Source organism: Vibrio sp. E14, assembly GCF_020515785.1.
Lineage (GTDB): Bacteria > Pseudomonadota > Gammaproteobacteria > Enterobacterales > Vibrionaceae > Vibrio > Vibrio diabolicus.
Genome location: NZ_JAHPJI010000002.1, coordinates 692,196 through 704,939, shown reverse-complemented (window position 1 = coordinate 704,939; position 12,744 = coordinate 692,196). Strand labels below are relative to the sequence as shown.

Below are 12,744 nucleotides of genomic sequence, written 5' to 3'. Positions count from 1 at the left end.
ATGTATTAATCACAGGATAGTGGTTAAGGTTGATACTTAATCACGTAATGAATATTACATAATCGATGGGCAAATGACTTGCCCAGCAATATCAGATCTAATAGGCGTTTTGCTGTGTGATGTGATATTAAAGACACCGCAATCATAGATTGTTGTGCCATAGGCCAAACTGGTACTGTGCGGTGACAAGGATAGCAATTGGCATATGAAATTTTCGCTGTATATGCCGAGTCTTCAGGGAACCAAGTCCGTTCATTAATAGACTGTTTAGCCATTTACTCACATTGTCTCGACTTGTTGATTATAGTTAGAGACGTGATGTAAGGCTGAGTAGTGAATTTTTTGAATATTGATCGGAGATAGAAATGAGCGATTTAAAAGCAGCAGCGCTACGTGCACTTAAACTTATGGACCTAACTACGTTGAATGACGATGACACTGATGCAAAAGTGATCTCATTATGTCATGACGCGAAAACAGCAGTAGGCAACACAGCTGCAATTTGTATTTACCCTCGCTTTATTCCTATTGCTAAGAAGACACTTCGTGAGCAAGGTACGCCAGAGGTTCGCATTGCAACAGTAACGAACTTCCCACACGGTAACGACGACATCGAAATCGCTGTTGCTGAAACAAAAGCGGCGGTTGCTTACGGTGCAGACGAAGTTGACGTTGTTTTCCCATACCGCGCGCTAATGGCGGGTGATGAGAAAGTAGGCTTCGAACTAGTTAAGCAATGTAAAGAGGCTTGTGGTGATATTCTTCTTAAAGTGATCATCGAAACGGGTGAACTAAAAGAAGAAGCACTAATCAAGAAAGCATCTCAAATCTGTATTGAAGCAGGTGCTGACTTCATTAAAACTTCAACTGGTAAAGTGCCAGTAAACGCAACACCAGAATATGCACGCATGATGCTTGAAGTGATTCGCGACATGGGTGTTGCAGAAACTGTTGGTTTCAAGCCAGCAGGTGGTGTGCGCACTGCTGAAGACGCAGCTGCATACCTAGCAATGGCTGACGAAATCCTAGGTGACAACTGGGTTGATGCCCGTCACTACCGTTTCGGTGCGTCTAGCCTGCTAACTAACCTACTAAATACATTAGAAGTGACAGACGAAACTGCTGATCCAGCAGCGTACTAATCCCAATAATATGTCTGAACGGTAGCACCTAAACGGGTGCTACCAAACCTCTTCTATCCTACTTAACCATGGCTCACTGAGAGCATGGGAGGCACTAATGTATTTACCACAAGAAATCATTCGTAAAAAACGTGACGGTGAAGTACTTACCGCAGACGAAATCAACTTCTTTATTCAAGGCGTAGCAAATAACACCGTATCTGAAGGTCAGATCGCGGCGTTTGCTATGACGATTTTCTTCAATGAAATGACCATGGATGAGCGCATCGCCCTAACGTGTGCAATGCGTGATTCGGGCATGGTTATCGACTGGAGCCACATGAACTTTGGTGGCCCAATTGTCGACAAACACTCTACCGGCGGTGTGGGTGACGTAACGTCTTTGATGCTTGGCCCTATGGTGGCAGCATGCGGCGGTTTCGTACCAATGATCTCTGGCCGTGGTCTTGGCCACACAGGCGGTACGCTAGATAAGCTTGAGTCTATTCCAGGCTACAACATCACACCAAGCAACGATGTGTTTGGGCAAGTAACTAAAGATGCAGGTGTGGCGATCATCGGTCAAACTGGTGACCTAGCTCCTGCGGATAAGCGTGTTTACGCGACTCGTGATATTACCGCAACCGTAGACAACATTTCTCTGATCACGGCTTCCATTCTTTCTAAGAAATTGGCGGCGGGTCTGGAGTCGCTAGTGATGGACGTTAAAGTCGGCTCTGGTGCATTCATGCCAACTTACGAAGCGTCTGAAGAGCTAGCGAAATCAATCGTAGCAGTAGCAAACGGTGCGGGTACTAAGACCACTGCAATCCTGACAGACATGAACCAAGTATTGGCCTCTTCGGCAGGTAATGCGGTGGAAGTTCGTGAAGCGGTTCGTTTCCTAACGGGTGAATACCGTAACCCACGCCTACTTGAAGTTACCATGGCCTCTTGTGCAGAAATGCTGGTACTTGGCAAACTGGCTGAGAACACAGAAGACGCACGCGCAAAACTGATGGAAGCGCTAGACAACGGCAAAGCAGCAGCATGCTTCGGCAAGATGGTTGCTGGTCTTGGCGGCCCAGCAGACTTCGTAGAAAACTACGATAACTACCTAGAAAAAGCGGAAATCATCAAGCCTGTTTACGCGACGGAAACGGGCATTGTTTCAGCAATGGACACGCGTGCGATTGGCATGGCTGTCGTTGCTATGGGTGGTGGTCGCCGTGTTGCTACTGATGAAATCGACTATGCCGTAGGTTTCGACGAGTTCATCCGCTTGGGTGAAGTTGCAGATAGCGATAAACCTCTTGCCGTTATCCACGCTCGCAGCGAAGAGCAGTGGGAAGAAGCGGCAAAAGCACTGCGCAGTGCAATCAAAGTAGGTGGTGAGTACACACCAACTCCAGAGGTTTACCGCCAAATTCGTGCAGAAGATATCTAATAGAACAAGTAATTACACAAGGCCTACTCAACCATAATAAAAAGCCGAGTGGGCCTAAGGAACGAGCAATGAAAAGAGCATTTATTTTAGTACTAGACTCATTCGGTATTGGTGCAACCGCTGACGCTGAGAAATTTGGTGATGTAGGTTCAGACACACTAGGCCACATCGCAGAACAATGCGAAAAAGGCTTAGCAGATAACGACCAACGTCAAGGCGCACTTCGCCTTCCAAACCTATCTAAGTTAGGTTTGGCAATGGCACATAAAGAGTCAACAGGTCGCTTCGCACCTGGCCTAGACGCAGATGCAGAAATCATTGGTGCGTACGGTCACGCAGCAGAGCTTTCTTCTGGTAAAGATACGCCGTCTGGTCACTGGGAAATCGCAGGTGTTCCTGTTCTGTTTGACTGGGGTTACTTCACAGACAAAGCAAACAGCTTCCCTAAAGAGCTGACGGATCGCATCCTTGAGCGTGCTGGTCTTGACGGTTTCCTAGGTAACTGCCATGCATCTGGTACTCAAGTTCTTGATGACTTGGGTGAAGAGCATATGAAGACTGGGCAGCCAATCTTCTACACCTCTGCGGACTCTGTATTCCAAATCGCCTGTCACGAAGAGACATTCGGCCTGGATCGTCTACTAGAGCTTTGCCAAATTGCGCGTGAAGAACTAGAAGATTACAACATCGGCCGTGTAATCGCGCGCCCATTCATTGGTCCGGGTAAAGGTCAATTTGAGCGTACGGGTAACCGTCGTGACCTATCTGTAGAGCCACCATCAGCGACTATCTTACAAAAGTTAGTTGATGAGAAGGGCGGTCAGGTTCATTCCATCGGTAAGATTTCAGATATTTATGCAGGTTGTGGGATCACTAAGAAAACCAAAGCAACAGGCATTCCAGCACTATTTGAAGCAACGAAAGAAGCGATCAAAGAAGCGGGTGATAACACCATCGTATTCACTAACTTCGTTGACTTCGATTCAGCTTACGGTCACCGTCGTGATGTGGCGGGTTACGCTGCAGCGCTTGAGTACTTTGATGGTCGCATCAATGAAGTGCTAGAACTGATGGGTGAAGATGACGTGCTTATCCTAACAGCAGACCACGGCTGTGATCCAACATGGCCAGGTACTGACCATACTCGTGAGCACATCCCAGTATTGGTTTACGGTCAAAAAGTGCCAGCAGGCTCTCTTGGCCGCCGCGAAACATTCGCAGACATTGGCCAAACATTGGCGAGCTACTTCGGTACTTCTCCAATGGATTACGGTAAGAATTTCCTATAATTAGGATATTGAAAACTAGGAGCTGAATGCTCCTAGTTTTATGTTTGCAGTATGCAAGTACTGCTTGTCGGAAATGAGAATACTCTGGCTTATATCGCCTTAAGCGCGGAGCGCTAGAGAAAGGTTAAGGAAAAGAAAATGGCAACTCCACATATCAATGCTGAAATGGGTGCATTCGCAGACGTCGTACTGATGCCGGGTGACCCGCTACGTGCAAAATACATCGCAGAAACCTTCCTTGAAGACGTTGTGCAAGTGTGTGATGTGCGTAATATGTTCGGTTACACAGGCACATACAAAGGCCGTAAGATCTCGGTAATGGGCCACGGTATGGGTATCCCATCATGCTCGATTTACGCAACGGAGCTAATTAAAGACTTCGGCGTGAAGAAAATCATCCGTGTTGGTAGCTGTGGCGCAGTAAACGAAGACATCAAAGTGCGTGATGTTGTGATCGGCATGGGCGCGTGTACGGATTCTAAAGTGAACCGTATCCGTTTTAAAGGTCATGACTTTGCAGCAATCGCAGACTACAAAATGGTTCGCGCGGCAGAAGACGCAGCAAAAGTACGTGGCATTGATGTGAAAGTCGGTAACCTATTTTCAGCGGAGCTTTTCTACACGCCTGATCCAGAAATGTTCGACGTAATGGACAAGTACGGCATTGTTGGTGTTGAAATGGAAGCGGCGGGTATTTACGGCGTAGCGGCAGAATACGGTGCAAAAGCTCTGACAATCTGTACGGTTTCAGATCACATCAAAACGGGTGAGCAAACAACTTCTGATGAGCGTCAAACAACATTCAACGACATGATGCTAATCGCACTAGATTCAGTATTGCTAGGCGACGAAGAATAAGCGACAAAGAGTCATCTTAGTTTCTTGACATTAAGAACTAAAAGAACAGCCCGCACAATGCGGGCTGTTTTTGTATTAGATGTTGATTACCGACTGACTATTTGGTTAGCAGTAGGTTTTGCGCTTTTTTACGGCGGATAGGCTGTCTACGTAAAATCATAATGAATAACATGCCGCACACAAAACTCATTAGCACCATCATGTACATATAGCGATCACTCTTACGATAGTGGTGGTCAGAAATCGCGGTTACACGACCTGTCTCAAAGGTAACGCGAACAAAACCGATGAGTGCTTCATCGGCAAATACTGGCTCAACCAACTGCTGGCGGCCAATGGAAGCTGTTGCCAAGGGCGTGTCTAAGCCTAAAACTTCGCGTACCGATAGCGCATCTTCACTAGACGCTAAACGTACGCCTTGTGCATCATATATTGTCGCATCAAACACCAAACGGTCTTGTGCTAGCTGGTTTGTCAGCTTAAGTAAGCGTTCTTGATCTTTGGTCAAAATCATTTCACTGGCAGAAAGAGACGCCTGTGAAATCAAAACTTTGGTGAGTGTCTCAAGCTGCTGTGCTTGAATTTTCTCGTTGCCCTTACTGATCACAACACTGTTTTTGATCGTGATAAACAACATCACACACAGTAGGATTAGTGCCAGAATTCTTAGGGCATTCCTTACTGAGAACAAGGATTCACTCATGCTCTTTACTCATCCATTTAAAATAAAACAAAGACTTGCCTTTTTAGTTTGTTGAGGTAACGTTTTAGCAAAGTCATAAGGGATTATATACATGGACGCGTCAAAAAGCTTGCCTATCAGAAAACATACGACACTTTTAAAACGATTACCCGAGACTCGATTTGCCTCCCAACTAGATAAAGCAAAAGCAAACTGGATAGTGTTTGCAGAATACCTTTCGCCACGTCATTTTGAAGACATTGATTTCTTCACAGGGGTCTACAACCCCGTGTTAGAAACGTGGAAAGTTGGCCCATATGAAGTCGCCTTGATGGCAGGAGAGTTGACCCCTCAACACGAAACGATCTTACAAAGCCTCAACTTGGATTACGCCTCACTTAATGAAGTTCCAGATCTCTCAACCCAAGGTTTGATTGTATTTGACATGGACTCAACGGCAATCCAGATAGAGTGTATTGATGAAATCGCAAAATTGGCCGGAGTCGGGGATGAGGTGGCAGAAGTTACTGAACGTGCGATGCAAGGAGAACTGGATTTTGAGCAAAGTTTGCGTCAACGCGTAGGCAAGCTCAAAGGTGCTGATGAATCAATTCTTGAACAAGTTCGTTCCCAATTGCCATTTATGCCGGACTTTGAAGCGTTAATCGCAACGTTAAAAGCACTAGGCTGGAAAACAGCGATTGCTTCCGGTGGTTTTACTTACTTCTCGGGCTACATCAAAGATAAAGTCGATTTAGATTTTGCTCGCTCTAATCAGTTAGAAATCATTAATGGTAAGCTCACGGGGAACGTACTTGGCGATGTAGTTACCGCGCAGATGAAGTCAGATATCCTGGTGGAGTTGGCGGATGAATACGAAATTGAGCAGCACAACACCGTTGCTGTCGGTGATGGCGCTAACGATCTTGTGATGATGTCGGTGGCGGGCTTAGGTATCGCGTACCACGCAAAACCTAAAGTGGAAGCTCAAGCGCAATCTGCGATTCGCTTTGCAGGCTTAGGCGGTGTGCTCTGTATTTTATCTGGTGCACTGGTGAAGCAGCAAAAGGTCAGCTGGAAAGCAAAACCTTAATTTATCCATTCAAAAACACCGCCTTTCTGGCGGTGTTTTTCGTTGACTTAGTATGGCTCTAAATTTACTCGGTTAACTCCAATCTAATTACAACCTCTTCCGTAATGTCTTCAAACTCACTGTAACCGACCAAAGCGGTCAGCTCCTTTTCTAATTTGCTCGCTTGATGTACACCAAATTGGGTTAAGTCACTTAAATCTTGTTGCAGCAACGATGTCATCGGATCGAAAATTGGGGCTGTAGATAAGCGAATCACGTAGAAGTCACCCATCATTCGCGCTTTCTTTATAAATTGAATCCGTTCTTTTACGCTGTTGAACTCTTGATGAAGCTTAGACTCAATGCCTGTAATTTTATTGCCGACTTTGGCTGCGCTAATGTAGATATCCTGATGCCTTGCTTGAGCTCCCTCTACACGCTTTATCGGCTCTGCGATTAATGTGCTTGTTCGACCTTTAAAGATAGGTTCAAGTGACAACAATTGATCGTGCCCAAGGCGTGCAAAAAGCTCAATGTGCTTAGGTAGCGGCAAATTCACCCCAATAACGGGGGTTTTGATTGAAGACGACGCTGTTTTACTGATAAAAATGGGTGTGCTCAGAGTTCGAGAGAGCAACATGCTGTGCAGTCTTTCAAGTAACGCATTACTCGGTAGCATCTCTTTTTGCGGGATCAACTTATCTTGATTGTGCTCGATAATGCTGTTGAAAAAGGCGATCACTTTAATGGTGTGGCTGCTTTCATCAATAACTAACTGTACGCTACAGCCATCTGGGCTAACACGAATTACCCGGTATGGCACCGACGTTAAAGGCAGCTTTTTGTCGTAGAGTTGTAACTCTCGGAAGTTGATCTGAACCTCTTGCCCAGAGCGCAACATGGTAGGTTCGTCCAGTTTAATGCCGAGCCCTCGCTTTGAAATATCGACGGTGCTGCCGATCGCTGTGACGGGCCCAGAACGTAGTTCTATTGGGGTCTTAAATCGGTAACGTGGCTCTTTACGACGAGACTTGGCATCAAAATAAATGCCTTTCGGGTTGCCTATAATTCTTCTCGGATGGCGAAATGCATTTAACGTATTCGCGGGTAAGCGCGGCTTTTCAGTGAGCAGATAATCCTGCCCTGATTTTTCGTCAGTAATTTCTTGCAAGATGCCAATATGAGTCAATGATTGGGACGTTTCAGCCAACTCCGGAGAGAAAGCGGCTAAGTCTTCCTGTTCTTGCTCTGACAGTTCAAATATCGAAATTCTAAACGCGCGCCAACTTTCACGTTTAGCACCTAAATGCCAAAATAGCTGGCGTTGTTCACGAGTGGCCTCAGGACGAAGCATCGAATAGAAATAGGTTCGGTTTTCGTGCTCGTGAGTAAATGAATAAAGGACATTGGTGGTGCCTTTAACGCCAGGTTTAATGAGTGACGCGACTCGCTTCTCATTAAATAAGGACCCAAACATTTGCTGGTTCCTTTCATCATGCCAGTACTGCCAAAGCTTTTGATTGTTTGGCGTCAACATAGCGAGTTTCAGCTCACTGCCATCAAAGAATAGAGGTAAGCTGCTGGTGTGCTTAAGTGCGATGTGCTCATAACCACGAGTTCGAGCTCGAATGATCTTATCTTGATTATCGTGACGAGCTCTTTTAGCTGCGCTGTTGAGCGCTTCATCGATCACTCGAGTAACGACATTGGTTTCAGTTAAACGTATGGTTCTGAGGTATCGAACTGAGTCATTCTCGTAACAGTCATCAACCGCAAGTATGCGGTACGCCAGCGGTTTCTCTATTCCGGCAACTTGAGATTTGCTGGCAAATTCAGTAAACGTGACCTGAATAATCTCCCCAAGGTTATATTTAAACGCACTTGGGACTTTGAACTTTGCGCCAGAGCAGGATAAGTCAATGCTTAACCCATGCAGAAGTTGCCCTTTAGAGCGGCAAATCTCGACTTGAGATTGGACTTTCAAGCGCTTTTCTTGGCGCTTTAAGTCATAGCCGAGGTGAACGGGCTCCGCTAAGAAAGGGCTTTTAGGATCCGTTAACGATTGCGTTTTTTGTTGAGTCAGACGTTTGCTCATTACGCGAAAGTTATTCCGTGTGTTGACCAAAGCTTCCCACATTCCCTCAGTGTAGCCGCCAAACTTTTTGATGTTTTTATGGTAAGCGTTGAAAGCAACGTCATCTAACCAATGTGGAATACCATCCAAAATATACTCGCGACATTCACCTTGGACGCGACCGCGCAGATCGATGCTTTTTTTGCACGGAGCCATCAAGCGATTAAGTTCCATCTTCACTAAGATTTTGGCCGAAGGCGGCTCTTCCTCGGTCAATTGGCCAAGGACAAAGTCAAAGTCATCCGAACCGTAAACGGGAATGAGTCGTTCTGCGATCGAGAGAATTTCAGATTGCTGCATTATTTCTGTTAGAGTATGTCGTTACTTTAAATTGTATCGGCTAAGCGAAGTAAAACTTAAGTATATCAATAGTTCATTTCAGTTAAGGTCTGACTTGGCTGTGCTTAGTCACATTTGTAGAAAAAATCGAGGCATCATGGCGAAAGCAAAACGAGCGTATGTTTGTAATGATTGTGGCGCGGATTTTCCCCGTTGGCAGGGGCAGTGTAACGCATGTGGTTCGTGGAATACGATAACAGAAGTCCGTATCGCTGCATCGCCAACGGTTGCTCGTAATGAACGTTTATCCGGCTACGCGGGTTCCGCAACAGAAGCTACAGTTCAAACGTTATCCGAAATTGATCTGCAGGAAGTGCCACGCTTCACCAGTGGGTTTAAAGAGCTTGACCGCGTATTAGGTGGGGGGGTTGTACCCGGCGCCGCTATTTTGATTGGTGGTAACCCTGGCGCGGGTAAATCCACCTTGCTGCTGCAAACCATGTGTAGTTTGTCTGCGCAAATGCCAACGCTCTATGTAACCGGTGAAGAATCGTTGCAGCAGGTGGCGATGCGTGCTTCTCGACTAGGCTTGCCGAAAGATCATTTAAAAATGCTATCGGAAACGAACGTCGACAAAATTTGCCAAATCGCCGAAAAAGAGCAACCTCGCATTATGGTGATTGACTCGATTCAGGTAATGCACGTTTCAGATGTTCAATCGTCACCGGGCAGTGTTGCTCAAGTACGTGAATCTGCGACAGCTCTGACACGATACGCAAAACAGAATAACGTCGCGGTATTTATTGTTGGTCACGTAACAAAAGATGGTACCCTTGCGGGCCCTAAAGTTCTTGAGCACATTATAGACTGTTCAGTGCTGCTTGATGGTGGTACTGATAGCCGCTTTCGCACATTGCGTAGTCATAAAAACCGCTTTGGCGCTGTGAATGAGCTCGGTGTTTTTGCAATGACAGGCCAAGGGTTGAAAGAAGTGAGTAACCCATCCGCGATTTTCCTTTCTCGTGGTGAAGAAGAAACATCAGGTTCTTCTGTTATGGTGGTTTGGGAAGGTACGCGTCCTCTATTAGTAGAGATTCAAGCGTTGGTGGATTACTCGCAATTGGCAAACCCTCGCCGTGTTGCGGTCGGTTTGGAGCAGAACCGCTTATCACTTTTGCTTGCTGTGTTGCATAAGCATGGTGGCTTACAAATGGCAGACCAAGATGTCTTTGTTAATGTGGTTGGCGGTGTTAAGGTGACGGAGACGAGTGCCGATCTTGCGTTAGTTATGGCGCTTTTATCGAGTTTTCGTGACCGTCCACTACCCAAAGATGTGGTTATTTTTGGTGAGGTCGGGCTTGCAGGCGAAATCCGTCCTGTGCCAAGTGGGCAAGAACGTTTGAATGAAGCGTTCAAACATGGTTTCAAGAAAGCCATTGTGCCTGCAGCCAACATGCCGAAAGGCGGCATTCCTGGCATGCAAATTCACGGCGTTAAGAAATTGTCGGAAGCTATAGAGGCTTTTGACGAGCTGTAATGCTCATAAGAATGGTATTTGTGTAATCACAAACTGTTCTATCCGTCCTCAATAAAATGCGAATAAAGTACATAAATTGCTGTGTTTGACTATGCTTTGGGGACGGAAATTTCACGTTAAAATTTTTTTTCTTCCATCCGCACGCAAGGGTATCAGTATTGACAGAATGTGATATACTCTGCGCGCACTTTATACCTTATTAACAGAGTAAGACAATGACTGATTTATCAAAATACAGAAACATTGGTATTTTTGCTCACGTAGACGCGGGTAAAACTACCTCTACAGAGCGTATCCTAAAGCTAACTGGTAAGATCCATAAGATCGGTGATACACACGACGGTTCAACTACAACTGACTTCATGGAGCAGGAAGCTGAACGTGGTATCACAATCCAGTCTGCAGCAACAACTTGTTTCTGGAACGATCACCGTCTAAACATCATCGATACTCCTGGACACGTTGACTTCACTATCGAAGTTTACCGTTCTCTAAAAGTACTTGACGGTGGTATCGGTGTATTCTGTGGTTCTGGTGGTGTTGAGCCTCAGTCAGAAACTAACTGGCGTTACGCTGACGAATCACACGTATCACGTCTGATCTTCGTTAACAAACTAGACCGTATGGGCGCAGATTTCTACAAAGTTGTAGATCAAGTACAAAACGTACTAGGTGCTACACCTCTAGTTATGACTCTACCTATCGGTATCGAAGAAGATTTCGTAGGTGTTGTAGACGTACTAAGCCAACAAGCTTACGTATGGGATGAGTCTGGCCAGCCAGAGAACTACGAAGTTCAAGATATTCCAGCAGACATGGTAGAAAAAGCTGCTGAATACCGTGAAATGCTAATCGAAACTGCTCTAGAGCAAGACGAAGATCTAATGATGGCTTACCTAGAAGAAGGCGAAGAGCCATCTCTAGAAGACATCAAACGTTGTATCCGTAAAGGTACTCGTGATCTAGCATTCTTCCCAACTTACTGTGGTTCAGCGTACAAGAACAAAGGTATCCAACTTATTCTTGACGCGGTAATTGATTACCTACCATCTCCAACAGAAGTTGATCCACAGCCTCTAACTGATTCAGAGACTGGTGAGCCAACTGGTGAAGTTGCGACTGTATCTGCAGACGAGCCACTACGTGCGCTTGCATTTAAGATCATGGATGACCGCTTCGGTGCTCTAACCTTTATCCGCATCTACTCTGGTAAGATGAAGAAAGGTGACACAATCCTTAACTCTGCAACTGGTAAAACAGAGCGTATCGGCCGTATGGTTGAGATGCACGCAGACGAGCGTAACGAGATCGATTCAGCACAAGCTGGTGACATCATCGCTGTAGTTGGTATGAAGAACGTTCAAACTGGTCACACTCTATGTGATCCTAAACACGAATGTACTCTTGAGCCAATGATCTTCCCAGATCCAGTAATCTCTATCGCAGTTAAGCCTAAAGATAAAGGCGGTTCTGAGAAGATGGGTATCGCGATCGGTAAAATGGTTGCAGAAGATCCATCATTCCAAGTTGAGACTGATGAAGATTCAGGCGAAACTATCCTGAAAGGTATGGGTGAACTTCACCTAGACATCAAGGTAGATATCCTTAAGCGTACTTACGGCGTTGAGCTAGAAGTTGGTGCTCCACAGGTTGCTTACCGTGAAACTATCACTCAAGCAATCGAAGATAGCTACACGCACAAGAAACAGTCTGGTGGTTCTGGTCAGTTCGGTAAGATCGATTACCGCATCAAACCAGGTGAGCCAAACTCTGGCTTCACGTTCAAGTCAACAGTTGTTGGTGGTAACGTACCTAAAGAATTCTGGCCTGCAGTTGAGAAAGGCTTTGCGTCAATGATGGAGCACGGTGTTCTAGCTGGCTTCCCAACTCTAGACGTTGAAGTTGAACTATTCGACGGTGGTTTCCACGCAGTTGACTCTTCAGCAATCGCTTACGAAATCGCTGCTAAAGGCGCATTCCGTCAGTCTATGCCTAAAGCTGGCGCGCAACTTCTTGAACCAATCATGAAAGTTGACGTGTTCACTCCAGAAGATCACGTTGGTGACGTAATCGGTGACCTTAACCGTCGTCGTGGTATGATCAAAGACCAACAAGCTGCGTCTACTGGCGTACGTATCAAGGGTGATGTACCTCTATCAGAAATGTTTGGTTACATCGGTACTCTACGTACAATGACTTCTGGTCGTGGTCAGTTCTCTATGGAGTTCTCACACTACGCACCATGTCCAGCAAACGTTGCTGAGCAAGTAATTGCTGACGTTAAAGAGCGTAACGCTAAGAAGTAATTCTTAAGTTAACTCTATA

Annotated in this window: 9 protein-coding genes; 7 read left to right on the top strand and 2 right to left on the bottom strand. The window is 45.8% G+C overall.

Annotation, left to right across the window (positions count from 1 at the left end; genetic code table 11):
* Positions 1-365: 365 nt before the first annotated feature.
* From deoC to deoD, 4 genes are all read left to right on the top strand, one after another.
* A complete protein-coding gene (gene deoC, locus LIX84_RS08485) occupies positions 366-1,142 on the top strand; it encodes a deoxyribose-phosphate aldolase (protein ID WP_006742378.1) in 777 nt (258 codons plus the stop codon).
* 97 nt (positions 1,143-1,239) lie between these two features.
* A complete protein-coding gene (gene deoA, locus LIX84_RS08480) occupies positions 1,240-2,568 on the top strand; it encodes a thymidine phosphorylase (protein ID WP_048625940.1) in 1,329 nt (442 codons plus the stop codon).
* 68 nt (positions 2,569-2,636) lie between these two features.
* On the top strand, positions 2,637-3,857 hold the full coding sequence (locus LIX84_RS08475) for a phosphopentomutase (protein WP_047008941.1): 1,221 nt from the start codon (positions 2,637-2,639) through the stop codon (positions 3,855-3,857).
* 138 nt (positions 3,858-3,995) lie between these two features.
* The gene (deoD, locus tag LIX84_RS08470) at positions 3,996-4,715 is read left to right on the top strand and encodes a purine-nucleoside phosphorylase (RefSeq protein WP_226421090.1); all 720 of its coding nucleotides are present in this window, start codon (positions 3,996-3,998) and stop codon (positions 4,713-4,715) included.
* Positions 4,716-4,812: 97 nt separating this feature from the next.
* Here the strand turns inward: deoD and LIX84_RS08465 are convergent, their stop codons facing one another.
* On the bottom strand, positions 4,813-5,418 hold the full coding sequence (locus LIX84_RS08465; protein ID WP_041852892.1) for a YtjB family periplasmic protein: 606 nt from the start codon (positions 5,416-5,418) through the stop codon (positions 4,813-4,815).
* A gap of 91 nt (positions 5,419-5,509) precedes the next feature.
* On the opposite strand from LIX84_RS08465, the gene serB reads away from it, so the two are divergent.
* A complete protein-coding gene (gene serB / locus LIX84_RS08460) occupies positions 5,510-6,490 on the top strand; it encodes a phosphoserine phosphatase (RefSeq protein ID WP_226421089.1) in 981 nt (326 codons plus the stop codon).
* A 64-nt stretch (positions 6,491-6,554) separates the two neighbouring features.
* Here serB and LIX84_RS08455 read toward each other — a convergent pair whose 3' ends face one another.
* A complete protein-coding gene (locus LIX84_RS08455) occupies positions 6,555-8,903 on the bottom strand; it encodes a PilZ domain-containing protein (protein ID WP_226421088.1) in 2,349 nt (782 codons plus the stop codon).
* A gap of 136 nt (positions 8,904-9,039) precedes the next feature.
* On the opposite strand from LIX84_RS08455, the gene radA reads away from it, so the two are divergent.
* Positions 9,040-10,419 carry a DNA repair protein RadA gene (gene radA / locus LIX84_RS08450; protein WP_012841458.1) on the top strand — a complete coding sequence of 460 codons (1,380 nt, stop codon included), beginning with the start codon at positions 9,040-9,042 and terminating at the stop codon, positions 10,417-10,419.
* A gap of 215 nt (positions 10,420-10,634) precedes the next feature.
* Positions 10,635-12,725 (top strand): elongation factor G, encoded by a 2,091-nt coding sequence (fusA, locus tag LIX84_RS08445; RefSeq protein WP_226421087.1) that lies wholly within the window; start codon positions 10,635-10,637, stop codon positions 12,723-12,725.
* Positions 12,726-12,744: the final 19 nt, after the last annotated feature.

Coding starts and splice junctions, on each gene's coding strand:
- deoA (WP_048625940.1), top strand. CDS start 1,240: ATGTATTTACCACAAGAAATCATTCGTAAAAAACGTGACGGTGAAGTA.
- deoD (WP_226421090.1), top strand. CDS start 3,996: ATGGCAACTCCACATATCAATGCTGAAATGGGTGCATTCGCAGACGTC.
- LIX84_RS08475 (WP_047008941.1), top strand. CDS start 2,637: ATGAAAAGAGCATTTATTTTAGTACTAGACTCATTCGGTATTGGTGCA.
- deoC (WP_006742378.1), top strand. CDS start 366: ATGAGCGATTTAAAAGCAGCAGCGCTACGTGCACTTAAACTTATGGAC.
- serB (WP_226421089.1), top strand. CDS start 5,510: ATGGACGCGTCAAAAAGCTTGCCTATCAGAAAACATACGACACTTTTA.
- radA (WP_012841458.1), top strand. CDS start 9,040: ATGGCGAAAGCAAAACGAGCGTATGTTTGTAATGATTGTGGCGCGGAT.
- fusA (WP_226421087.1), top strand. CDS start 10,635: ATGACTGATTTATCAAAATACAGAAACATTGGTATTTTTGCTCACGTA.
- LIX84_RS08455 (WP_226421088.1), bottom strand. CDS start 8,903: ATGCAGCAATCTGAAATTCTCTCGATCGCAGAACGACTCATTCCCGTT.
- LIX84_RS08465 (WP_041852892.1), bottom strand. CDS start 5,418: ATGAGTGAATCCTTGTTCTCAGTAAGGAATGCCCTAAGAATTCTGGCA.